Below are 23,883 nucleotides of genomic sequence, written 5' to 3'. Positions count from 1 at the left end.
TTAGTTTCAAAATTTCTATAGGAGGAATTAAATTGAAGAAAGGAATACATCCAGAATTAAAGTTAACAAAGTTTTCTTGTGGTTGTGGAAACGAGTTTGAAATTTACACAGTTAAAGGCGGGGTTGTTCACCTTGAAGTATGTAATAACTGCCACCCATTTTACACTGGAAAATTAAGAATTAAGCCTAAATTTTTAGAGTTACAAGGACAAGTAGCAGAAAAGTAATTAATGAAAAAGAAGATATTAGACCAGATAAAAAACATTGAAGAAAAAGTTAAAAAGTTAGAACAGTTATTAACGGATCCTGAAGTTTTAAAGGATCCGTCTAAAATACAATCAATAGCAAAAGAACATAAAGATTTGTCTGAGATCCTATCTCTTTATAACCAGTATGAAAAAGTAAACTTCCAGATAGAAGAAGTAAAACAACTTATAAACTCTACTACAGAAGATGACTTAAGAGAGCTTGCAGAGTTAGAACTTGAAGAATTAAAGCAAGAATTATCAGAGTTAGAAAAAAAGATAGAACTTGCTTTTCTACCCAAAGACCCTAACGATGAAAAAAACGTTATCTTAGAAATAAGACAAGGAACAGGAGGAGAAGAAGCTGCATTATTTGCAGCTGAGCTTTTTAGGATGTACCAAAGGTATGCAGAAAGACATGGCTGGAAAACTGAAGTTTTGAGTATTCATCCTACAGACAGAGGTGGTGTTAAAGAAGTTATAGCACTAATAAAAGGTAAAGGAGCATACTCAAGGTTAAAGTATGAAAGTGGTGTCCATAGAGTCCAACGAGTTCCAGAGACAGAATCTTCAGGAAGAATACATACATCAACTGCAACAGTAGCAGTTTTACCAGAAGCTGAAGAAGTTGATATAGAAATAAAACCTGAAGATTTAAAGATAGAAACTATGAGAGCCGGTGGAGCAGGAGGACAGCACGTTAACACTACAGACTCAGCCGTTAGAATAACCCACCTACCAACAGGCATAGTTGTTCAATGTCAAGATGAAAGGTCTCAGCTTCAAAATAAATTAAAAGCAATGCAAATCTTAAGAGCAAGATTAAAAGACTACTATGATAGGTTAGAAAGAGAAAAGATAGCAAAAGAAAGAAAAGAGCAAGTTGGAACAGGGGAGAGAAGTGAAAAAATAAGGACTTACAACTTCCCTCAAAATAGAGTAACAGACCACAGAGTTAATTATACATCTTATAGAATAAATGACATTCTTGACGGGGATTTAGACGAGATAATAGAAGTACTTATAGCAAAAGAAAACGAAGAAAAACTGGCAAAGTTAGAAATATAAAATAAAATATAAACGTGCGCCCATAGCTCAATTGGATAGAGCATGTGACTACGGATCACAAGGTTGGGGGTTCGAGTCCCTCTGGGCGCGCTAAGTTATGTTAAAAAGGTGCTATTGTAAACAACTATGAAAAAACTACCAATAGGAATATCAAGCTTAGAAAAGTTAAGAAAAGAAAACTGCTATTATGTTGATAAAACCCATTTTGTAGAAAAACTTGTAAACAAAGGAAATCAATTTTTCTTAAGCAGACCAAGAAGGTTTGGAAAGTCATTGTTTGTTGACACACTAAAACAGGCTTTTTTAGGAAATAAGCAGCTGTTTGAAGGATTATACTTAGAGAATAACTGGGATTGGAGTGTAAAGTATCCGGTTATACACATAGATTTTGGTGGTGGAACAGTTAAAGACCCACAAGACCTAAAAAATTGGATAATAAAACAGTTAAAACGTCATATGTTAACCTATAACATCTCAGTAGAAGATACAGATAATGTAAGATTTATGTTTACAGACACTATATACAGCTTATACCAAGAGTATAAAAACCCTGTTGTAGTCCTTGTAGATGAGTACGATAAACCAATCCTTGATAATATAGAAAACGATAATATAGAAAACACAGAAAAAGCTATAGAAATAAGAGAAGTTTTAAAAGACTTTTACAGTATTTTAAAAGCTTCTGACCAGTACTTAAAACTCGTATTTATAACAGGCGTGTCAAGATTTTCAAAAATATCTATATTTAGTGGTTTAAACCAGTTAAACGATATAACCTTAGACACAGAATTTGCAACTATATGCGGATATACCCAATCAGAACTTGAAACAGTGTTTAAAGATAGGTTAGAAGGAGTGAATTTAGAAGAGCTAAAATACTGGTATAACGGTTATAACTGGCTTGGTGAAAAGGTTTATAATCCTTTTGATGTTTTGTTATTTTTTGATAAAAAAGATTTTAGACCTTACTGGTTTGAAACCGGAACTCCTACATTTTTGATGAAGCTTATTTTAAATAACAAAGTATTTTTACCAAAACTTGAAGAAATAAAAGCAAACGATGAGATACTTGCTAATCTTGATGTAGACTTTTTGAAGATTGAGAATTTATTCTTTCAAACAGGTTATCTAACCATAAGAGAAACTAAAAAATTAGGATTAAGGACTATCTATATTCTTACTTATCCAAACTTTGAAGTAAAATCAAGTTTTAACAACTTTTTCCTATCAGACATACTTCCATCAGTATCAGACAAAGAAGATGCTCAAAACAGCATAGTAGAAGCTATAGAAGAGAACGATTTAGAAAAAATAAAAACAGCCCTATACAGCTTTTTTGCAAGTATACCAAACGATTGGTATAGGAGAAATGATTTAGACAGCTATGAAGGATTTTATGCATCTGTGGTATATGCACTTTTTACCGGAAGTGGGTTAGATACAAAAGCAGAAGATACAACAAACACAGGAAAGATAGATTTAACAGTGTTTTATCAAGATAGAGCTTACATCATAGAGTTTAAGGTAGTAGAGAAAGATAGTGAAGGAAAGGCTTTAAGTCAGATAAAAGAGAAGAAGTATTATGAAAAGTATACAAGCAACTGCAGGGAGATTTATTTAGTAGGGATAGAGTTTAGCAAGGAAAAGAGAAATATAGTTTATTTTGAGTATGAAAAACTTAATATAAGATAAAATGAATATAATTTAAATTTTAAGCCCCCTAAAAAGGGGACTTAAGGGTTTATTATTATACTCCTTCAGGTCTTTTTACATCGTAAAGGATATCATCAGTTGGATGTCTGTAAAGTGGCATATCTAAACGTTTTTCGTCTAAGTAGTGACCTATAAATCCTATAGATCTTCCAAGAACGAAGAAAGCGTTAAATGCACCTGCTTCTATCATATTATCTATCTCTTCGTTAGAGTAACCTATAGTTTTAAACAGGTCAACTAGTAAAACACCAATTGTTCCGTCAACGTTTAGTATAAGGTTCTCTTTCTTAGAGGTTGTTACTTTTTCAACTTCTAACGCATAGTCTAAAAGCTCAACCTTAGGAAAGTTTCTTCTAGCATAATCTTTTAAAAGTTCTACCCTTTTATCAGGATTTTTTGTAGATTTTACCCTGTGTCCTATTCCCGGAATAGGTATTTTTTCAACATTCTTCATATACTCTACAAATTCGTGAGGTAACATGTTCTTTTCATAAGCCATTTTAAAGTATTTTGCAGCTCCGTCTATAGCTCCTCCAAATCTTGGACCTATTGCTAGTATACCTGTTGCCAACGAAGACATTAGGTCTTTTCCGGCTCTTGCTGTTACTTTTACGTTGTGAGCTCCTGCTACTGCTGGTCCATGGTCTGCAACTACTCTAATAACCATATCTATAAAATTAGATGCCCAAGTAGGGAATTTACGCTTAAACCAAAGTAATCCTATAACATCTGCTATCGTTAAACCTTTTTCAATAACTTCACTTATAGGAACTCCACAGTAAGTAGCTTCTTCTCCTCTATCATCAGAGATTGTACATATAAAGTTTGTAGGTTTTCTTACTTTTCCTTCTCTGATGGCTTTTGAGAGATCTTCAGGAATTGGAGGAACTTCCGGTTCTACAACAGGCCGGATTTTTCCTTCACCTCTTAACATTTCATATATTCCTTTTATTACGTGAGGAAGTTCGTTAAAGTTGTTTGGAACGTGGATTCCTACTTCTCTCATTGCTCTATTTTTAGCGTCTGCTGTTTCTCTGTCAACTCCTGCCTTAGCTCCGGCGTGTCCAAATTGAACTTCTCCTCCAAAGAATTTCGATATTGTTCCAATACACCAACCTATCACAGGTTTTGTAATAAGTCCGTTTTTAACAGCTTCTACTACTTTGTACTCCGCCTCTCCACCAACTTCTCCAAGAAGTATCATAAATTCAACTTGAGGGTTTTTCTCAAATCTTAGCATATGGTCTAAAAAGTCTGACCCTGGAAATCTATCTCCACCTATAGCTATACCTTCTGCTACACCATCAGCGTTTCTTGCGATTATGTTGGAAAGTTCGTTAAATAAACCTCCTGATCTTGTCACTAATCCAACTGAACCGGGTCTATGGAGTTTAGACGCAATTATGTTTTCTATTGTTCCACCTGTGTTTGCTATTCTGAAAGCTCCTGGTGCTATACCTCCAACTGTAGCAGGACCAATAATCCACTTACCAAGTTGTTTAGCTTTTATCCTCATATCTCTAGCAAATCTTTCTGGTATACCTTCTGCAGTGATTATGATCGTTCTTATTGTAGGTATCTCAAATGCTTCTAATGTAACAGGATACGCCGTTCTAAAAGAAGCAAAGTTTAATAAAACATCAGCTTCTGGATGGAATTTTGCAGCTTCTTTTGTAGATTTATAAATAGGTATTATTATCTCTTTTGTTCCATAGAAAAACTTTTCAAAAGATCTTTCTGAAGTTGGAGCTACTATTGCTGCTATACTTGGACTTCTTCCAACTACATAGTCGTAGTCTAACATCCTTTGAATAGCATTTGTGTTAAGGTTCCAGAAAATAGCCTTAGTGTTTCTGTCAAAAAGTAAGTATTCAGGTTTGCTCATTGCTCTATTCCTCCTTAAATTATGCTACTTTTTCTTCTTCTAACGCTTTTCTTACTATATCTGTCATATGAAGTTCTGGACCATAAACTTCTATTGGTAGTCCAAGTTCTTCAGCTGCCTGTTTAATTTTTTTAAGTCCCACTTCGTAGTTAGGTCCACCTCTTCTTACGTAAATTCTTACTCCCACTTGCCTCATTTTTTCTGCGTACTCTTTAAATGCATCTATTATTCCATCAAAGGTTTTGGCAACATCTGTAAAGTTAGCTATCGCTCCACCTATTAAAAGTATTTTAGGTTTTCCAGATGGATGTTTGTTTCTTGTCATAAGGTCTAAAACTGTTTTTACATACTCTCTGGTTTCTGTTCTTGTTGGGTTTCCTGAATACTCACCGTAGTTTGCAAGCTCGTTAACATATCCCATATCTGCTACTGTATCAGCATAAACAACAGAAGCTCCACCACCTGCTACTAATGTCCATATTCTTCCTTCTGGATTGAGTATCGTTAACTTTAGAGAAGAACCAGATTTTTCATCTAACTCTTTTATATACTTTTCCTCTGGTGTTAGATCTCTTCCAAACCCAGACGGAAACTCAAGCTCTCCCCATTTTTTGCCAACAACAAATCCTGCAGTATCGTCAACTTTACCAACAAAGTCTAATAGGTAAGCCTTATTTCCAACTAAAACCAATGGGTTTATTTCAAAGTAAACAAAATGTAAGTCTCTAAACATTTTATAAGCTCTAATTACAAAATCTGCGTATTTTTCTTTATCTTTTATCTCTTTTGGAACGTTTTGTTTTATAAGTTTTTCTATCTCTTCATCTGAAGCTGTAGGAGGTATTTTTACTTCAGAAACTTTATCCCAGTTCTCTTCAACATCTATTCCACCAAAGGCTGACATGTAAACAGTATCGTAATCATCACCCATAGAGAATGCTACATAGTACTCTTCTTCTGGTTTGTGAGGAACAAAAGGCTCTATTAAAAAATGTGTAAGATGCCCCTTTACACCGTTAATCTCAACTTCTTCCTGCATCTTTTGTTTTATCCACTTAACCGCATCTTCGTAAGTAACGTCTCCCGGTTCGTTGATTTTAAATAAAACTAAACCTAACTTTCCTCTTTTTCCAAAAAGCATGTCCGGTTTTGCTACCAAAGGAGTGGTCTTTAACCAAGGATGTTCTTCAGGAAGTTTCTCAAAATCTGTTTCAGGAGTTACTAACACAGATTTAAAATCGTACTCAAAGGCATCACCAAAGTAATCTTTCCAGTTTTGGGCTATAATTCTCTTTCCATCATATTCTCTTATTCCTCTCTGAGCCATACTACCCTTCCCTTCTTACAAACCTATAGAGGTTTGTAGGCCGGAATATTTTTATTCCGCCATTAATTCCGGCAGGCGGTACTGTATACAGAGTATTATAGCATAATTTTATTTAATAATAAAACACTGTTTGATTTTTCTTGACTTACTGTAAAACATAATGTTATAATGAAATAATAAAACGTTGTTTTAAAATTAAGGAGTTGTGAAATGGAAAATATTTTTTGGTGGAAAGGTAAGGTAGAAATTCCTTCAGAAGGTAGTTTCATAAAGTTAAATCCAGACAAAACAATAACAGTTCCAGACAATCCAATTATCCCTTTCATAATGGGAGATGGGATAGGTTTTGAAATAACTCCAGAAATGATAAAAGTTGTAAATGCAGCTGTTGAAAAAGTTTACGGAAATTCGAAAAAAATATACTGGCTTGAAGTTTTGGCTGGAGATAAAGCAGAAGAAAACGGCTTAAATAGAATGCCTCAAGAAACATTAGATTTATTAAAACAAAGTATAGTCAGTATAAAAGGCCCCTTAGGTACTCCTGTAGGCAAAGGAGGTAAATCCTTAAACGCTATTTTAAGACAATCTATGGATTTTTACTCAGCTATAAGACCTGTGTTTTATATGGGACAACCATCTCCAATCCCAAATCCAGAAAGAGTAAACGTAACTGTCTTTAGAGAAAACTCTGATGACGTTTATATGGCCATAGAGTATATGCCAAAAACAGAAGAGGTTAAAAAAGTTAAAGAGTTTTTTATAAACCAAATGGGCGTTAGCGAGTATGCCTTACCTGAAGATGTGGGTATAACTGTAAAACCTATGTCTGAATATAAAACAAAGAGACATGTTAGAAAAGCATTTAGATACGCTCTTGAAAACGGGAAAAAACATATAGCTGTAGTCGGAAAAGGAAACATAATGAAAGCTACAGAAGGTGCTTTTATAAATTGGGCCTTTGAAGTTGCACAAGAAGATGAATTTAAAGGGAAAATAATAACAGAAGGAGAACCTCAAGAAGGGCAGGCTAAAATATACAAAGTTATAACCGACCAAATGTTAATGCAACTTGTTTTAAAACCAGAGTACTACGATGTTATAATCACTCAAAATCTAAACGGAGATTACATATCAGACCTTGCCTCTGCTTTAGTAGGAGGACCTGGATTTGTTCCAAGTGGAAATATAGGAGACGGTTATGCCTTATTTGAAAGTACCCATGGAACAGCTAACGATATAGCAGGTAAAGGTATTGCAAATCCTCTTTCAATTATACTTTCAGGTGCAATGATGCTTGAGTACTTAGGGTGGAAAGATGCAAGTAATGTAATATACAAAGCCGTAAAACAAGTTATATCTGAAGGAAAAGGAACTCCTGACATTGCAAACGGATTTAGAAAATTAGGTAAACAGGCTGTAGAATTATCTACTCAAGCTTTTGGAGATGAAATAGTAAAAGCAATAAAAAATAACTAAAGAGAGGTGAAAGATGAAGGTAGTAGTAAAACAAAAAGAAGACTTTCATTTTATAGGGAAAGGTGAAGCAGGGATAGAACTTCCAATAGACGCAGCTGCTTACGTTGGAGGTAAAGGAAGAGGAGTAAGACCTCCAGAGTTACTATTCCACTCTATAGCAGGGTGCATGGGTATACACGTTTATGAAGCTCTTCACAAAGCAGGTAAAAAAGTTGATGATATAGTAGTAGAGACCGATGCAGAAAGAAAAGATACCTATCCAAAAGTGTTTACAAAAATATACTTAAAGTTCACTATCAAGGGAGATGTAACAGAACAAGACGTTAAAGATGCAATAGAAACATCGTTAAATAAAACTTGTAGCATAGCTTACATGATTAATCAAGTAGCTCCTATTAGCTATGAATTTAAAATAGAAAAGTAAGGAGTAAAAGCAATGTTTAAAAAAATACTTGTAGCAAACAGAGGAGAGATAGCTTGTAGAATAATAAAAGCATCTCATGAACTTGGAATACCTACAGTTGCTATTTACTCAGATGTAGAGTCCACAGCAAGACACGTTAAAATGGCAGATGAAGCCTATATGATAGGTGCTAATCCGTTAGATACTTATCTAAACAAACAGTTAATAATAGACCTTGCTAAATCCGTAGGTGCAGATGCTATACATCCAGGGTACGGATTTTTAGCCGAAAACGAAGAGTTTGCAAAAATGTGTGAAGACAACGGCATTACATTTATAGGACCATCTTCTGAAGTTATAGCAATGATGGGAGATAAAGCAAGGTCTAAAGAGATAATGAAGAAGTTTGGTGTTCCCACAGTTCCAGGTAGTGATGGAGTACTTAAATCAGTAGAGGAAGCTGTAGCTCTAGCAAAAGAGATAGGATATCCTGTACTTCTTAAAGCTTCTGCAGGTGGTGGTGGTAGAGGTATAAGAATTTGTAACGATGAAGAAGAGTTAAAAAGAAATTATGAACAGGCTTATAAAGAAGCTGAAAAAGCTTTTGGAAGAGGAGACTTACTACTTGAAAAGTATATACAAAATCCAAAACATATAGAGTTTCAAATTTTAGGAGACAAGTATGGAAACGTAATACATCTTGGTGAAAGGGACTGTTCAATTCAAAGGAGAAATCAAAAATTAGTAGAAATAGCTCCTTCACTTGTTTTAGACGAAGAAAAGAGAAGAAAGTACGGAGAAATATGTGCAAACGCAGCTAAAAACATTGGTTATTACAGTGCTGGTACTATGGAATTTGTATCAGACTTAGAAGGAAACATATACTTTATAGAAATGAACACAAGAATACAAGTAGAACACCCAGTAACAGAAATGATTACCGGAATTGATATAGTTAGAGAACAAATTAAAATAGCAGCTGGTGAAAAACTTTCAATAAAACAAGAAGATGTTAAATTTAATGGATTTGCTATTGAATGTAGAATAAACGCAGAAGATCCAAAAAAGAACTACGCTCCAAGTATCGGAACAATTAAAAGATACTATGCTCCAGGAGGATTTGGAGTAAGGATAGAAAGCTCAGCATCTGTAGGCTTTGAAGTAACTCCTTACTTTGACTCAATGATAGCAAAACTTATCTGTTGGGGTAAAACATTTGATGAAGCAATAAGTGTAACAAAAGCTGCTTTAGATTATTTTGAAATAAGTGGAGTAAAAACAACTATCCCCCTCCTTAAAGAAATTATGAAAGACCCTAAGTTTAAAGAAGGAATGTTTACAACTAAGTATTTACAAGAAAATCCACAACTTCTAGATTACAAAGAAGAACTAAGTAAAGAAGACATAGTCTCATTTATAGCAGCTTCTATAGCAGCACATTATGGATTATAAGAATATAATTAGGAGGTTTTAGATATGAATATTAAACTTTTTAAAGATTTACTTCAACAAGGCAACTTAGAAGTTGCACCACCAAAACCTATTAAAATTACAGATTTAACACCAAGAGACGGCCAACAATGTAAGTTAGCTACAAGGGTAAGAACAGATGACCTTTTACCTTTATGTGAAAAGATGGATAAGGCTGGATTCTATGCTGTAGAGGTATGGGGTGGAGCTACTTTTGACGTATGCTTGAGATACCTAAAGGAAGACCCTTGGGAAAGGCTAAAAAGAATAAAAGAAGTTATGCCTCGAACAAAGCTTCAAATGCTATTTAGAGGACAAAACATTGTTGGATACAAACCTAAATCAGACAAAGTTGTTAAAAAGTTTGTTGAAAAAGCTATAGAACACGGTATTACCGTATTTAGAGTATTTGACTCATTAAACGATAACAGAAACATAGAGGTTGCTGTAAAAGCTATAAAAGAGTTTGGCGGAGAAGTTCACGCAGAAATAAGTTATACAAAAAGCCCTGTACATACTTTAGAAAAGTGGATGTCCTACGCAGATGAGCTAATAGATTTAGAACCAGACTGGATATGTTTTAAAGATGCTACAGGTATACTTATGCCTGAGGACACATATAACATAATAAGAGGTATAAAACAGAAAATAAAAGAAAAAGCTAACGATAGAATTAAACTAGTACTACATAACCACGACATGAGTGGTACAGCTATAATGAACCATATGATGGCTATCCTTGCAGGTGTAGATATGGTAGATACAGTTCTTTCACCACTTGCTTTTGGTTCTTCCCATCCGGCAACCGAAAGTGTAGTTGCAGCTCTTAAGGACACACCTTACGATACAGGTTTAGATTTAAAAGTTTTAGATGAGTTAGCAGAAATAACAAGAGAAATTAAGAAAAAGTATAAGAAGTATGAAACAGAGTATGCAGGTGTAAACGCAAAAGTACTAATCCATAAGATACCGGGTGGAATGATATCTAATATGGTTGCTCAGCTTATGGAAGCTAATGCATTAGATAAAATGGAAGAAGCTTTAGAAGAAGTTCCAAATGTAGAAAGAGACCTTGGATATCCACCACTTTTAACCCCTTCATCACAAATAGTAGGTGTACAAGCAGTTTTAAACGTAATATCAGGAGAGAGATACAAAATAATTACAAAAGAAGTTAGAGACTACGTAGAAGGAAAGTATGGTAAACCTCCTGGACCTATATCTAAAGAGCTTGCAGAAAAGATACTTGGACCTGGTAAAGAACCGGACTTTTCTATCAGAGCAGGTGATTTAGCAGACAAGGAAGAGTGGGAAAAAGCGTACAACGAAGTTAAGTTAATACTAAATAGAGAACCTACAGACGAAGAAGTACTCTTAATGGTACTATTCCCATTACAAGCAAAGGAGTTCTTAATAGCAAGGGAAAAAGGAGAGTTAACAACACTTCCACCAGATGTTGTAGAACCAAAAGAAATGAAGCCAGATGGAATAGAAAACGTAGCTCCTGTAGAGTTTGAAATAATCTACCACGGTGATAAGTTTAAAGTAAAAATAGAAGGAGTATCTCCAGAACAAGATCCATCAAAACCAAGAAAGTTCTATGTAAACGTAAACGGAAGATTAGAAGAAGTTCAACTAACACCACTAGCAGTTACATTAGTAGGTAAGTCTGGATTTGTTGCAAGTGCACCGGCTGCAGCTTCTGGGTCTGGAAGACCAAGACCAGAAAAAGAAGGGGACGTAGCTCCACCTATGCCAGGAAAAGTATCTAAAATCCTTGTAAACGTTGGAGATAAAGTTAAAAAAGGTCAGGTTGTGGCAATGGTTGAAGCAATGAAGATGGAAAACGAAATACATGCTCCTATAGATGGAGTAGTTAAAGAAATATACGCAAAAGTTGGAGACAACATAACTCCTGATGAAACTTTAATAAGAATAGAACCCGCTTAAAATTAATCTTAAGAGAGCCTTTTACGGCTCTCTCTTTAAAAATTCTAAGAAAAAATGCTATAATAAGTTTAAATATCCTATTAAAAGGTAGATAAAATTGTTGTCAGAAGAACTTTTAAAAAAACTTTCAAATGTACCCAGAAAAAGTGTAAATTTAGTCATTAAATGTAATCCTGAGAAGATGAACTTTATTTCAATGGTAATAAACGGTTATGACAGGATAGCTCTACCAAGAACAAGATACGGTAAAGAAGGAATCTTAGACTTAATAACATCTCCAGATTTTGTAGAGGATTTATACCTTATACTAGATGATATAAAGAAAAACCATGACCCAACGTTAGAAATTATAGGAGAGTTAGGAGACAACTGGTTAATAGCAGTTACATAATACCTTGAAAACATATACAACACCACTACTTTTATACACCGGACTTCTATTATCTGTAATACTAAACAAATACTATAACATCTCTTTTTTAACACCCTTAATTTTACTCATACCTTTACTGTTTGTTGATTTAAAAAATTTAAATTTAATATCTAAGTGGAGTCTCGGTTTGCTTTGTACCGTTCCTTTTATCTTTTTCCAAGATTTATACTCTACTTTAAATCAACTTTCTATTGCATTTTCAGAAGAACTTTTTTTTAGAGTTTACCTGATGAGTTTCTTTTCTAACTTTACCACTTCAATTCTATTTACAATTCCACATATACTACTATATGGAGATTTACACTCTTTTCTTGTATTTTTACCTTCTTTAATCTACGGTTTTGTGTATCAAAAGACTAAATCATTCATATTAATAGCTGTTTTACACTTTTTATCTAATGTGTTTTACGATAAAATTTTATTGAACTCTGATATAATAAATTCTGGATTTAGATTATAAATATGAGGAGGAAAGATGGAAGAGTATAGAATCCCAGAAGGTCTTTATTACACAAAAGAACACATATGGGTAAGGATAGAAAATGATGTTGCAACTATAGGTATCACAGACTATGGTCAGCACCAACTTGGAGATGTTGTGTTTGTTGATTTGCCAGAATTGGGAAGAGAGGTAGAGTCAGGGGAAGTTATAGCTTCTGTTGAGTCTGTAAAAGCTGTTTCTGAAATCTACTCACCAGTAACAGGGAAAATAATAGCTATAAACGAAGATTTAGCAAACGATCCATCAGTTATAAACTCAGACCCTTACGGAGATGGTTGGATAGCTGATATCCAGATGAAGGACCTATCAGAAGTAGAAGATTTAATGACAGCTGAAGACTACAAAGCATACTTAGAAGAACTTGAAAAAGAGGAAGAGTTTTGAGAACCTTTTTAATAACAGCTTTTGGAGAAGATAGACCAGGTATCGTTGCAAAAGTAAGTCAGATACTTTACAAAAATGGCCTAAACATAGAAGACTCTGCTATGACAAGATTAAACAACGAATTTGTTATAATACTGATAGTAAAAGGAGATATAGATTACGACACCTTAAAGCAGGATTTAGATACACTAGAAGAAGAAAATCTTAACGTTACACTGAAAGAGATTACAGGATTAGATAAAAAAATTAAAGAGAGTAATTTAAACTACAACATCATCGTGTATGGGTCAGACAAACCAGGTATTGTTTACAATGTTTCAAAACTACTTGCAGATAACTCTATAAACATAGCAGATTTAAGAACTGAGAAAACAAACGAGTTATACGTTATGTTTATTCAGGCAGAAATCCCAGAAAGTTTAGACTTAAAAAAGTTTGAAAAAGAGATAGAAAATCTCAAGAATATTTTGAATGTTGATATAGCAATAGAAAGTATAGATACGGCAAGCTTATAATGGAAAAACTTCCTATCCTTCAATATCCCGATGAAAGATTAAAGAAAAAATCTATAGAAGTAGTTGATTTTGGAAAAGAGTTTAAAGAGTTTGTAGAAAAGTTAAAGTACACTATGTACAATTCACCTGGAGGGGTAGGTATAGCAGCTCCTCAAGTAAATAACCATATAAGAACGATAATAGTAGATACATCCAAATCTACTCACAAGACAAATAAAGTATCCCACGGTTTAATGGTACTATCCAACCCAAAAATTATCTATGGAGAAGGAGAAATTATATTTAGGGAAGGATGTATGTCAGTACCAGATTACACAGGAAATGTAAAAAGGTTTTACTATATAAAGGTAGAAGCCCTTGACGAAAACGGTAAACTGATTACATTTGATACAGAAGGGTTTGAAGCTGTAGTAATACAGCACGAGATAGACCATTTAGATGGAAAAGTTTTTATAGAAAAGGTGGTTTCACCTAAAGATATCTTTAAAAGAAAAGTTTACAAGTGAGGAATGTGTTATGCAAGTAAACCCCATAGATGTTTTAGCAGTAGAATTATTTAAACAGATGTTAGAGCTTTCAAAACAGCTAAACCAACAGATGCTTCAAACAATACCAAATAGCCAGCAAAAACAACCACCACCAAATCCAGATGGAAAAATCTCAATCTACGCCTAAAAAAGAGAGGATAGATAAACTTCTTGTAGATAAGGGACTTGTAGAGACGAGAGAAAAAGCCCAAGCTCTTATTATGTCTGGTGTAGTTTTTGTAAACAATCAAAAAATAGACAAACCCGGAACAAAAATACCAACCGATGCAAACATACACATCAAAGAAAAGATACCTTACGTATCAAGAGGAGGCTTTAAACTTGAAAAAGGGATAAAAGTGTTTAATCTTGATGTGAAAGATAAAGTATGCCTTGATATTGGGTCTTCTACAGGAGGGTTCACAGACTGTCTTCTTCAAAACGGTGCAAAGAAAGTTTACGCCGTAGATGTAGGAAAAAATCAGCTCCATGAAAAGTTAAGGTCAGACCCAAGAGTTGTATCAATAGAAGAGTTTAACGCAAGGTACCTATCAAAAAAAGAAATTCCAGAAGAAATAGATATAGTAGTTGCTGACGTATCTTTTATATCTATAACTAAGATACTTCCAAATATCTGTGATATTTTAAAAGAAGATTTTAAAGGAGTTATTCTTATAAAACCTCAGTTTGAACTGTCTAAAAAAGAAGTAAAAAACGGAGTCGTAAAAGACCCATCTCTACACGAAAAAGCCATAATCTCTGTGATAAACTTATTACACGAAAGCTGTTACTGTGTTAAAGGTTTAGACTTTTCTCCTATTAAAGGACCTGAAGGTAATATTGAATTTTTAGCCTACATTGAAAGGAAAAATAAAGACTGTAAACCTATAAGTTATGAAGAGGTAAAACAGGTAGTTTCACAAGCCCACGAAACTCTATGATATAATTTTATAAAACTGTGCTTGCGAGGATGCTAATGCTTATAAAATTCTACATCAAACCAAGAAAAGGTGTTTTAGACCCTCAAGGTAGAGCTGTATCAGAAAGCTTAAAATCTCTTGGTTTTTCTGATGTTAAAGATGTAAAGGTAGGAAAGTATATAGAAGTATACATTGAAAATAAAGATAAAGAAAAAGCAGTAGAAGAAGCAAAAGAAATGGCAAGAAAAGCTCTAGTAAACGACCTTATAGAAGATTACGAATTTGAGATAGTGGAGTAGTGAAATGAAGTTTGGTGTGGCTGTTTACCCCGGGTCAAACTGTGATTACGATACTTACTACGTAATAAGAGATGTATTAAACAAAGATGTGGACTTTATAGATTACAGAGAGACAAAAATAGACAAGTATGACTGTATAATAGTTCCCGGAGGCTTTTCTTTTGGAGATTATTTAAGACCTGGAGTTATAGCATCCCATACACCACTAACTAACGCTTTAAAAGAGTTTGTAGAAAAAGGAAAATTTGTAATTGGTATATGTAATGGTTTTCAGATACTTACAGAAGCCCATCTTCTTCCTGGAGCTCTACTTCCTAACAACCACGGAAAATTTATATGCAAACATCAATACCTAAAAGTTGAAAACAACAACACACCATTTACAAAAAAGCTAAATAAAGAAGAAATTATAAAACTTCCTATAGCCCACCACGATGGAAATTACTTCGTTGACGATCAAAGCCTTAAAAGTATGGAAGAAAAGGGTCAGATAATACTAAGATACTGTGATAAAGACGGCAATGTAAATGAAGAATCAAATCCAAACGGCTCTATATCTAATATAGCTGGCGTTTGTAACGAGAAGTTTAACGTGTTTGGACTTATGCCCCATCCAGAGAGGGCTTGTGAATCTATACTTGGAACATCTGATGGGTTAAAAATATTTTTATCAATAATTAACTAAGGAGTATAAAAGATGACTGATATAGAAAGAAAAAAGTTAGATGATCTAGTAGCAAGAGTTTTTACTTTAGCTTACGAGCTTGGAACAAACGTAGATGAACTTTTTAAAGAAGTTAGAAAACTTAGGTTTGAAACGAAAGACAAAGATTTTGAAGCAGCTCTCATAAACTTAGAACATGCGTTTTTTATGGTAGCTCAATCTATAAATATACTAAAAGAACAAACAAGAAATGCAACAATCCCAACAAAAAAGCTTGCATAGTGAAGATTTAAAAGTCTACTTAAAAACTTACGAAGTTTTAGAAAATGGTCAATTAAAACCTGTTGAAGAAACTCCTACTAATCTTATAATTGTAGAAAATGTAGAAAACTTTAAGGAAAACACATTTTGGTTGAAGATAAAAAATCTATGGGTTTTAGTAGGTAAGGTACCTCCTTTATCTATACAAAGTGGTGATATTATACTTTTTAAAGAAAAAGGTAAATGGGGAATGTTTAGATTTATTGAAAAGAAGGAAGATACTGTTATTCTATCTGATGTTAAAGGAAAAAAAAAGACAAAAGTTAAAGAGGAAAACTTTACATCAATTAATATCTTAGGAAAGGTTATAAGAATACAGGACAAAGTTTAAGAATGAAGAAAGTATTTTTTTTAGTTTTAATGCTTTTTTCTTTATCATTTAGCAAAGAGAAAACTCTTCTTTTAGATAAATTCTCAAATCCTGTACCTTTACCTTCTGATAAGCTTATAATCTTAAACTTTATGGCTTATTCTTGTGGACACTGTATGGCAGAGATACCTACTATAAAAAAAGTCCTTAAAGAAAAGGAATTTGAAGGTAAGTTTATAGTGATTGCTTTTGCATTAGATGGTAAAGATAATAACTTTAAAGACAAAGATTTTCCTATCTATGCAAATAATCCCAAAAATCAGGTTTTATTTCCGATATTTGGTACTCCTACAACCTACATAATTAACCCTTCTGGGAAAAAGTTAGCAGTAGTATACGGAGCCTTAACGGAAGAAAACCTTAGAAAGTATTTAAGAGAAGCTCTGTCTAAAAGTGCGTCCGGCAGGATTTGAACCTGCGACCTTCGGCCCCGGAAACCGATGCTCTATCCAACTGAGCTACGGACGCACAAGAGAGTATAGTACATTCATATTTATTATATCCATATTACCTTCCTTTGGTGTTTCAAGTATAAATGGGAGAGTTTTAAAATATTCATCATTTAAAAAATTTTCAAAGGCTTTAAGTCCTAAAAAACCTTTTCCAATATGTTCATGCCTATCTTTATGAGAGTTAAAAGGTGTTTTTGAGTCATTACAGTGAATAACTTTAACCTTTTCTAAACCTATTAAATCTTGAAGTTTAGATTTATAATCTTTAAAACCTTCTTCTATATGGATAGGGTATCCAGCTGCGAAAATATGGCAGGTATCTAAACATACTCCTAATTTTTCTGTAGAAAAAGGATCTATAAGATCTTTTACTTCTTCTAAAGTAGAACCTACTTCACCAGATTGACCGGCTAACGTTTCTACTAAGAAAGTTGTATTTTTTAGGCTTACTTTACTAAATATAACTTCAAAAGCTTTTAATATCCTATTTATTCCATACTCTTTTGATTTACCTTTAGTTTTTCCTGCATGAATAACGTAGTAATCTACTTTTAATTCTTCACATAATTCTAACTCTTCTATAACAGAGCTAATAGATTTATTAAAAAGTTCATCATCATAAGATGCCAAGTTAAACAGATAAGAAGCATGGACTACAGTCGGATTTATACCGTAAGTATTTTTCTTCTTTAAAAAGAGCTGTTTTTCTGACTCTTTTCTTTCAATCCAGCTCCAAGACCTTGGAGACCTTAAGAAAAACTGAATACTTTTAGCTCCTACTTCTTTTCCTCTATCAAAAACAAGGTCTAAAGATTTTGAAGAAGATACATGGGTTCCTATGTTTACCATTTTAGCTTAAACACACCAGTTATAAAAGGGTTTGTTCTTTTTTCTTTACCTATTGTTGTTCTACCACCATGTCCGGGATAAACAACTGTATCTTCCGGGAGAGTCATAAGTTTACTTAAAGATTTCTCAAGCTCAGCTCCATTTCCGCCAGGAAGGTCAACCCTTCCTACACTTCCGGCAAAAAGTGTATCTCCACTTATAAGGATTTTGTTTTCTTGATTGTAAAAGCACACACTTCCGGGAGTATGTCCTGGCGTCTCTATAACATAAAAGGATATACTACCAAACTTTAAGTTATCTCCTTCTTTTAAATCAAAATCAGGGTTTGGACACTTTGTAGCTTTGATTATCATAGAAAATCCAGGAAATATATCATTATTTATTAAAAACTCATCTTTTACATTCATATAAAAAGGAACGTCTAAAATCTTTTTTAAAAAGCCAACTTGTCCTACGTGGTCTAAATGGCCATGAGTAGCTAATATAGCTTTTACGTTAAAATGTTCAACTTCTTCTAATATATCTTCACCATCAGCTCCTGGGTCTATTATCACACAGTCTTTCGTTTTTTCATCGTATATAACTACACAGTTTTCTGCTAAAGGACCAACTGTAAGGACTTTTACAATCACTTTAAAAACTCTCTATCAACTAAAGAAGTTGTATAAGTTCCTTTTAAAAACTCTTTGTGTTCAAGGATTTTTAGGTGGAAGGGAATAGTTGTTTTTAGTCCTTCTATCTTAAACTCTTGAAGTGCTCTCTTTGCTCTTCTTATAGTTTCTTCCCTTGTTTTACCCCACACTATAAGTTTTGCCATTAGTGAGTCATAGTAAGGTGGTATTTGATATCCTTGGTATATATGAGTGTCTACTCTTACTCCATATCCACCAGGGAGGTACAGCCTTTCTATCTTTCCAGGAGACGGAGTAAAAGTTTCAGGGTCTTCTGCGTTTATTCTAAACTCTATTGCATGGCCGTTTATTTTTACATCGTCTTGTGATAATGTTAACTTTTGGCCATCTGCTATTCTTAGTTGCCAAGATACTATATCTATCCCAGTAACCATCTCTGTAACTGGATGTTCAACTTGAATTCTTCCATTCATCTCAATAAAGTAAAAGTTTTTATCTTTGTCAACTATAAACTCAACTGTACCTGCACCTGTAAACCCTACAGCTTTTGCAAACCTTACAGCCGCCTCTCCCATCTCCTTTCTTATTTTTTCATCTATAAAAGGTGAAGGAGACTCTTCAATAAGTTTTTGATGTCTTCTTTGAACAGAGCACTCTCTCTCTCCAAGGTGTATGATGTTTCCATACTCATCAGCAAGAATTTGAATCTCTATATGTTTAGGATTTTCTATAAACTTTTCTATATAAACTGTTTTATCTCCAAAAGCACTTTCAGCTTCTCTTTGAGCCAGTGGTAGTAGTCTCGTTAACTCTTGATCGTTATGGACTACTCTCATACCTCTACCACCGCCACCAGCAGCTGCTTTTATCAAAACAGGATAACCTATTTTTGAAGCTACTTCTAACGCATCTTTTAACTGGTCTACAGGCGGACTTCCTGGGATAATTGGAACGTTTGCCTTTTTAGCCGCTTCCCGTGCAGCTGCCTTATCTCCTGTAAGTTTTAAGGTTTTTGAAGAAGGTCCTATAAACTTTATATTACTTTTTTCACAAATTGCAGCAAAATTTGGATTTTCAGCTAAAAATCCATATCCGGGATAAACTGCATCTGCATGTACCAAATCAACCGCAGATAAAATAGCAGGAATATTTAGATAACTCTGAGAAGGATGAGGTCCTCCTATACATACTGAAATATCAGCAAGATCCTTATGTATAGAGTTTTTATCTCCCTCTGAATATATGGCAACACTTTCTCCACCAAGTTCCCTTATACTCCTAATTGCTCTGACAGCTATTTCACCCCTATTTGCAATAAGAATCCTTTTTATGTTTTTCAGCAAACTTTCTCTCCGGAAAATTTTTGTTGTATTATTATATTATAAAAATTTTAACGAAAGGTATAAAAATGCAGAACAATCCACAACAAAAAAGAGTTTTTCTTGTTCTCAGAAGGATGGTTGATGAGGGAATTGTCCCTTTAGAAAAAGTCAGAGGAAATCCAAACATTAATCCTAGAAAAACTTTCACAGAAGTCCTTGAATACTTAATAAAAAATAATATAGTAGATGAAAACAAAGTAAAAGAGTTTTTTATAAAGTTTTTTGGATATAAACCTTTTGATCCTACAGTTCATAAAATTGATATAAGTAAGGAAGTCTTAGAAAAAATATCTCCATCCTTCATGGAAAAAAATAAGATAGTACCATTCAGTATAGAAAACAACATTTTAAAAATAGCAGTTTTAAACCCGACAGATAAAGAAGCCATAAATCAAATAAAATTTTTTACAGGAGTTAAATTTCTAGATACATATGTAGCAACTTTAAGTGAGATTGAGAATTTATACAAAAGTATACTTCCCTTAATCCCTGCAAAAAAAATGATAGAAGATATATCTTTAGATGTAGATGTTACTGAAGAACAACAAGAAAAAGAACAAAATTTAGAAAATATCCTTTCTGAAGCAGAAGAAAGTCCTATAGTTAAACTTTCAAGAGCCATAATAGTTGATGCAATTAATTCACAAGCTTCTGATATTCATATAGAACCTATGGAAAAGTTGCTAAGGATAAGATACAGGGTCGATGGGATTTTAAGAACTGTAAAAGAGTTTCCTCCAACTATAAAAGATGCTTTGGCCGCTAGATACAAGATTATGGCTAATCTTGATATAGCTGAAAAAAGGTTGCCTCAAGATGGAAGGATAAGGATAGTTATAAATGGAAAAAAATACGATTTAAGGGTTTCTATACTTCCTATTGTTTACGGCGAAAAAATTGTTATGAGAATACAAGATGCAGAGAGTTATCTAAACATAAAGTTAGAAGACTTAGGGTTTGAAGAAGACGATTTAAAACTATTCAGAGAGGGTATTTACTCACCTTGGGGTATGGTTTTAGTTACAGGACCAACAGGTTCAGGTAAAACAACCACCCTTTACTCTGCTTTAATGGAAAGAAATAAAGATGATGTAAATATTATGACAGCGGAAGACCCAGTTGAAGTATCTATATTCGGTATAAATCAAGTTCATGTAAAGGAAGAGATTGGTCTTACTTTTGCTGCAGCTTTACGGGCATTTTTAAGACAGGACCCAGATATTATCCTTGTAGGTGAGATAAGGGACAGGGAAACAGCTGAAATAGCTGTAAAAGCAGCTTTGACAGGACACTTAGTATTTTCTACTCTGCATACAAACGACGCTCCATCTACTATAACAAGACTTGTAGACATAGGAGTAGACAGATTTTTAGTATCTACTGCAGTTCATACAATAGTAGCACAAAGGCTTATAAGAAAGCTATGCAACAACTGTAAACAACCTGCAAATTATCCTCCAGAAGTGTTAAAGAGTTTTGGATTTTCTGACGAAGATATAAAAGAAGGAACTTTTTTTGTCCATAATCCAAAAGGATGTGAAAAGTGTAACGGAACTGGTTATAAAGGAAGGACAGCTGTTCATGAAATTTTAAAATTAGATGAAAACATAAAAAAATTGATTATAGCGGGAAAAAGTGCAGATGATATAAGAGAGGTTGCAATAAAAAACGGAATGAAAACATTATATAAAGATGGTCTAATAAAGATGAAAAAAGGGATCACCGATATAGCAGAAATAGAAAGAGTGCTTATGAAGTAAGGAGGTTGAGAGATGGAGACAGCAGCTCCCAGATTATCAATAGACGAGATAGCAAAAATTGCAGTAGAAAGAAGAGCTTCGGACATTCATATAACTGCAGGTCTTCCTCCTTGTATAAGGGTTGATGGAAAGATAACTCCTCTTGAAATGTATCCTCCTTTAACACCTAAGGACTCCCAATCTCTTATATACTCATTTATGAACGAAAAACAAAAAAAGACATTTGAAGAAAATAAAGAAATAGACTTTTCATTTGGAATTAAAGGTATAGGAAGGTTTAGGGTAAACGTTTACTATCAAAGAGGCACCGTAGCAGCTGCCTTAAGAAGGATACCCTATGAAATAAAATCAATGGAAGAGCTTGGACTGATACCTAAAGTAAGAGACCTGTGCCATTTATCTATGGGTCTAGTTTTAGTTACGGGGCCAACAGGTTCGGGAAAAACAACTACATTAGCATCTATGATAGACTACATTAACACAAACTTTCCTCATCATATTATTACTATAGAAGATCCAATAGAGTATGTATATCAACATAAAAAGTCTAAAATCGCTCAAAGAGAAGTAGGTACAGACACAGACTCGTTCGCTAGAGCACTAAAGTATGCATTAAGGGAAGACCCAGACGTAATTCTAGTTGGAGAGATGAGGGATTTAGAAACTATAAGAGCAGCGTTAACAGCTGCTGAAACAGGACACCTTGTATTTGGAACACTTCACACCAATACAGCCGTCCAAACCATAAACAGAATAATAAACGTTTTTCCAATGGAAGAACAAGACCAAGTAAGAACAGAACTTAGTTTTGTATTACAAGGTGTTATATCTCAAAGACTACTACCTAAAATAGGAGGTGGGAGAGTTTTAATTCACGAAGTTATGATACCTAACACAGCTATAAGAAACTTAATAAGGGAAAATAAGATACACCAAATATACGGCTTAATGCAAACGGGACAAGCTGAAAGTGGAATGCAAACTATGAACCAATCACTACTAAAAGCATTAAAAAATAGACTAATCACAGTAGAAGATGCATTAAAAATATCTCCTGAACCAGAAGAACTAAAAAGAATGATATCAGCTGCAGGGATTAGATAATGAAAGTTAAGTATATAGCAAGAGACAGATATGGTATAAAGAGAGAAGGTGAAATAGAAGCCTCTACTATTGAAGAAGCAGAAGAAATATTAAAAAATCAAGGTTTTATTGATATCCAAATAAATGTAAAAAATGTTAAAGATAAAAAGGATGCAAAAGCTACTTCTTCTGGTGGAATAAAGCTTTTTAAGAGTAAAGTTAAAGAACTGGATCTAGCAATATTTACAAGACAGCTTGGAGCTATGATAAACGCAGGTATAGGCATTACACAAGCTCTTGAAATACTGGCTCAACAGATGCCAAATCCTACTTTACAAGAAGCAATTAATAAAGTTAGAGATGACGTAGTAACTGGTATGTCTTTATCTAAAACAATGGCTAAACATCCTAATGTTTTTCCTCCTTTTTTAGTAAATTTGGTAGATGCAGCAGAAGAGTCTGGTAAGTTAGACGAGACTTTAAAAAGAGCAACTGTTTATTACGAAAAATTAGCAGCCATAAAAGGGAAGATAAAAAGTGCCTCTTGGTACCCTACAGCTGTTTTAGTTATTGCAACATTAATAGTTTTAGGGCTTTTAACGTTTGTAGTCCCAACCTTTGCAGAAATATACAGTAGTATGGGAGGAGAACTTCCATTTTTAACACAAATACTTATAAACATAAGTAACAACCTTAAATCTAACATTCTATTTATTATAGGATTTATAATAGCAGTAGTTGTTATAAATAAACAGATTTACAAGACTTACAGTGGTAAAAGATTCTACCACAAACTGTTTTTAAAAATTCCTTTAATTGGAAAAATCTTACACAAAGGAGCTTTAGCAAAGTTTGCAAGAACGTTTGCAACATTGATAAACGGTGGAGTTTCAATTATAAGAGCTATAGAGATAGCTTCTTCAACTGTAGGTAACGTTCTTATAGAAGAATCTTTGCAAAAAACAAAAACAGATGTAGAAAAAGGTAAACCTTTTAGTCAGTCGTTAGATAAAAATTACTTCCCACTTATGTTTACAGCTATGGCAGCTGTTGGAGAAAATACAGGTAGATTAGATGAGATGCTTGATACAATAGCATCTTTTTACGAAGATGAAGTAGACAGAGAAGTAGACGCATTAATATCTACTTTAGAACCTTTAATGATGGTTGTGATAGGTGGAATTGTAGGATTTATACTTATAGCTCTCTACCTACCAATATTCAAAATTGGAGAACTTGTTAAGTAGTTTATT

27 protein-coding genes and 2 tRNA genes are annotated in these 23,883 nt (G+C 33.8%); 23 read left to right on the top strand and 6 right to left on the bottom strand.

Translation table 11 applies throughout. From position 1 onward, the window contains the following. The first annotated feature begins 32 nt into the window (after positions 1 to 32). From rpmE to SULAZ_RS02565, 4 genes are all read left to right on the top strand, one after another. Positions 33 to 227 carry a 50S ribosomal protein L31 gene (gene rpmE, locus SULAZ_RS02580; RefSeq protein ID WP_012673679.1) on the top strand — a complete coding sequence of 65 codons (195 nt, stop codon included), beginning with the start codon at positions 33 to 35 and terminating at the stop codon, positions 225 to 227. 3 nt (positions 228 to 230) lie between these two features. Beyond that, positions 231 to 1,313 carry a peptide chain release factor 1 gene (gene prfA / locus SULAZ_RS02575; RefSeq protein ID WP_012674714.1) on the top strand — a complete coding sequence of 361 codons (1,083 nt, stop codon included), beginning with the start codon at positions 231 to 233 and terminating at the stop codon, positions 1,311 to 1,313. A gap of 16 nt (positions 1,314 to 1,329) precedes the next feature. Next, positions 1,330 to 1,403, top strand: a tRNA-Arg gene (locus SULAZ_RS02570). Positions 1,404 to 1,439: 36 nt separating this feature from the next. Continuing rightward, positions 1,440 to 3,005, top strand: coding sequence for an ATP-binding protein (locus SULAZ_RS02565; RefSeq protein WP_012674796.1), 1,566 nt, complete (start codon positions 1,440 to 1,442; stop codon positions 3,003 to 3,005). Between the two features lie 55 nt (positions 3,006 to 3,060). Here SULAZ_RS02565 and SULAZ_RS02560 read toward each other — a convergent pair whose 3' ends face one another. Beyond that, the gene (locus tag SULAZ_RS02560; RefSeq protein ID WP_012673967.1) at positions 3,061 to 4,911 is read right to left on the bottom strand and encodes a citrate/2-methylcitrate synthase; all 1,851 of its coding nucleotides are present in this window, start codon (positions 4,909 to 4,911) and stop codon (positions 3,061 to 3,063) included. 19 nt (positions 4,912 to 4,930) lie between these two features. Beyond that, on the bottom strand, positions 4,931 to 6,238 hold the full coding sequence (locus SULAZ_RS02555) for an ATP citrate lyase citrate-binding domain-containing protein (RefSeq protein ID WP_012673604.1): 1,308 nt from the start codon (positions 6,236 to 6,238) through the stop codon (positions 4,931 to 4,933). 210 nt (positions 6,239 to 6,448) lie between these two features. Between SULAZ_RS02555 and SULAZ_RS02550 the strand changes: the two genes are divergently transcribed. From SULAZ_RS02550 to SULAZ_RS08810, 16 genes are all read left to right on the top strand, one after another. Beyond that, entirely contained in the window at positions 6,449 to 7,714 is a 1,266-nt protein-coding gene (locus tag SULAZ_RS02550) for an NADP-dependent isocitrate dehydrogenase (RefSeq protein ID WP_012674929.1), read from the top strand. A gap of 13 nt (positions 7,715 to 7,727) precedes the next feature. Beyond that, entirely contained in the window at positions 7,728 to 8,138 is a 411-nt protein-coding gene (locus SULAZ_RS02545) for an OsmC family protein (RefSeq protein WP_012673744.1), read from the top strand. Positions 8,139 to 8,150: 12 nt separating this feature from the next. After that, positions 8,151 to 9,569, top strand: a complete 1,419-nt coding sequence (accC, locus tag SULAZ_RS02540) for an acetyl-CoA carboxylase biotin carboxylase subunit (protein ID WP_012674921.1) — start codon at positions 8,151 to 8,153, stop codon at positions 9,567 to 9,569. A 24-nt stretch (positions 9,570 to 9,593) separates the two neighbouring features. Further along, positions 9,594 to 11,537 carry a pyruvate/oxaloacetate carboxyltransferase gene (locus SULAZ_RS02535; RefSeq protein WP_012673944.1) on the top strand — a complete coding sequence of 648 codons (1,944 nt, stop codon included), beginning with the start codon at positions 9,594 to 9,596 and terminating at the stop codon, positions 11,535 to 11,537. A 100-nt stretch (positions 11,538 to 11,637) separates the two neighbouring features. Further along, positions 11,638 to 11,928, top strand: coding sequence for a DUF4911 domain-containing protein (locus SULAZ_RS02530; protein WP_228357461.1), 291 nt, complete (start codon positions 11,638 to 11,640; stop codon positions 11,926 to 11,928). Between the two features lie 4 nt (positions 11,929 to 11,932). Beyond that, on the top strand, positions 11,933 to 12,430 hold the full coding sequence (locus tag SULAZ_RS02525) for a CPBP family glutamic-type intramembrane protease (RefSeq protein ID WP_012673532.1): 498 nt from the start codon (positions 11,933 to 11,935) through the stop codon (positions 12,428 to 12,430). A 15-nt stretch (positions 12,431 to 12,445) separates the two neighbouring features. Beyond that, positions 12,446 to 12,856, top strand: a complete 411-nt coding sequence (gene gcvH / locus SULAZ_RS02520) for a glycine cleavage system protein GcvH (RefSeq protein ID WP_012674474.1) — start codon at positions 12,446 to 12,448, stop codon at positions 12,854 to 12,856. Then, positions 12,853 to 13,371, top strand: coding sequence for a glycine cleavage system transcriptional repressor (locus SULAZ_RS02515; protein WP_012673658.1), 519 nt, complete (start codon positions 12,853 to 12,855; stop codon positions 13,369 to 13,371). The genes gcvH and SULAZ_RS02515 overlap by 4 nt, the downstream gene beginning before the upstream one ends. Further along, entirely contained in the window at positions 13,371 to 13,877 is a 507-nt protein-coding gene (gene def / locus SULAZ_RS02510; protein ID WP_012674643.1) for a peptide deformylase, read from the top strand. The genes SULAZ_RS02515 and def overlap by 1 nt, the downstream gene beginning before the upstream one ends. Before the next feature lie 10 nt (positions 13,878 to 13,887). Then, positions 13,888 to 14,046 (top strand): hypothetical protein, encoded by a 159-nt coding sequence (locus SULAZ_RS09000; protein ID WP_012674822.1) that lies wholly within the window; start codon positions 13,888 to 13,890, stop codon positions 14,044 to 14,046. Continuing rightward, the gene (locus tag SULAZ_RS02505) at positions 14,021 to 14,839 is read left to right on the top strand and encodes a TlyA family RNA methyltransferase (RefSeq protein WP_012674518.1); all 819 of its coding nucleotides are present in this window, start codon (positions 14,021 to 14,023) and stop codon (positions 14,837 to 14,839) included. The genes SULAZ_RS09000 and SULAZ_RS02505 overlap by 26 nt, the downstream gene beginning before the upstream one ends. 35 nt (positions 14,840 to 14,874) lie before the next feature. Beyond that, positions 14,875 to 15,117 (top strand): phosphoribosylformylglycinamidine synthase subunit PurS, encoded by a 243-nt coding sequence (gene purS / locus SULAZ_RS02500; RefSeq protein WP_012675058.1) that lies wholly within the window; start codon positions 14,875 to 14,877, stop codon positions 15,115 to 15,117. Positions 15,118 to 15,121: 4 nt separating this feature from the next. Continuing rightward, positions 15,122 to 15,802, top strand: a complete 681-nt coding sequence (purQ, locus tag SULAZ_RS02495; protein ID WP_012674450.1) for a phosphoribosylformylglycinamidine synthase I — start codon at positions 15,122 to 15,124, stop codon at positions 15,800 to 15,802. A gap of 12 nt (positions 15,803 to 15,814) precedes the next feature. Continuing rightward, on the top strand, positions 15,815 to 16,063 hold the full coding sequence (locus tag SULAZ_RS02490; protein WP_012673812.1) for a hypothetical protein: 249 nt from the start codon (positions 15,815 to 15,817) through the stop codon (positions 16,061 to 16,063). Then, complete coding sequence (locus SULAZ_RS02485; protein WP_041675784.1) at positions 16,032 to 16,433, top strand: hypothetical protein; 402 nt, start codon at positions 16,032 to 16,034, stop codon at positions 16,431 to 16,433. Before SULAZ_RS02490 ends, SULAZ_RS02485 begins: the two co-directional genes overlap by 32 nt. 2 nt (positions 16,434 to 16,435) lie before the next feature. Next, complete coding sequence (locus SULAZ_RS08810) at positions 16,436 to 16,885, top strand: TlpA family protein disulfide reductase (RefSeq protein ID WP_012674866.1); 450 nt, start codon at positions 16,436 to 16,438, stop codon at positions 16,883 to 16,885. Here the strand turns inward: SULAZ_RS08810 and SULAZ_RS02480 are convergent. From SULAZ_RS02480 to accC (SULAZ_RS02470), 4 genes are all read right to left on the bottom strand, one after another. After that, a tRNA-Arg gene (locus tag SULAZ_RS02480) sits at positions 16,867 to 16,940 on the bottom strand. The genes SULAZ_RS08810 and SULAZ_RS02480 overlap by 19 nt on opposite strands. After that, entirely contained in the window at positions 16,931 to 17,773 is an 843-nt protein-coding gene (locus SULAZ_RS08805) for a deoxyribonuclease IV (protein ID WP_012673652.1), read from the bottom strand. Before SULAZ_RS08805 ends, SULAZ_RS02480 begins: the two co-directional genes overlap by 10 nt. Continuing rightward, on the bottom strand, positions 17,767 to 18,405 hold the full coding sequence (locus SULAZ_RS02475) for an MBL fold metallo-hydrolase (protein ID WP_012674942.1): 639 nt from the start codon (positions 18,403 to 18,405) through the stop codon (positions 17,767 to 17,769). The genes SULAZ_RS08805 and SULAZ_RS02475 overlap by 7 nt, the downstream gene beginning before the upstream one ends. Beyond that, positions 18,402 to 19,748 carry an acetyl-CoA carboxylase biotin carboxylase subunit gene (gene accC / locus SULAZ_RS02470; protein ID WP_012674274.1) on the bottom strand — a complete coding sequence of 449 codons (1,347 nt, stop codon included), beginning with the start codon at positions 19,746 to 19,748 and terminating at the stop codon, positions 18,402 to 18,404. The genes SULAZ_RS02475 and accC (SULAZ_RS02470) overlap by 4 nt, the downstream gene beginning before the upstream one ends. A gap of 65 nt (positions 19,749 to 19,813) precedes the next feature. Here accC (SULAZ_RS02470) and SULAZ_RS02465 point away from each other — a divergent pair, with 65 nt between their 5' ends. From SULAZ_RS02465 to SULAZ_RS02455, 3 genes are read left to right on the top strand one after another with little or no spacing between them, the layout of a single operon-like run. Next, positions 19,814 to 21,547: a GspE/PulE family protein gene (locus tag SULAZ_RS02465; RefSeq protein ID WP_012674988.1), complete on the top strand. Its 1,734-nt coding sequence runs from the start codon at positions 19,814 to 19,816 to the stop codon at positions 21,545 to 21,547. A 12-nt stretch (positions 21,548 to 21,559) separates the two neighbouring features. Next, complete coding sequence (locus SULAZ_RS02460) at positions 21,560 to 22,651, top strand: type IV pilus twitching motility protein PilT (protein WP_012673878.1); 1,092 nt, start codon at positions 21,560 to 21,562, stop codon at positions 22,649 to 22,651. Beyond that, a complete protein-coding gene (locus SULAZ_RS02455) occupies positions 22,651 to 23,877 on the top strand; it encodes a type II secretion system F family protein (protein ID WP_012674863.1) in 1,227 nt (408 codons plus the stop codon). Before SULAZ_RS02460 ends, SULAZ_RS02455 begins: the two co-directional genes overlap by 1 nt. The last annotated feature ends 6 nt before the right edge of the window (positions 23,878 to 23,883 follow it).

The organism is Sulfurihydrogenibium azorense Az-Fu1 (genome assembly GCF_000021545.1).
Taxonomy (GTDB): domain Bacteria; phylum Aquificota; class Aquificia; order Aquificales; family Hydrogenothermaceae; genus Sulfurihydrogenibium; species Sulfurihydrogenibium azorense.
The sequence above is the reverse complement of the archived record's forward strand: the minus strand, read 5'-3'. Positions and strand labels throughout refer to the sequence as shown.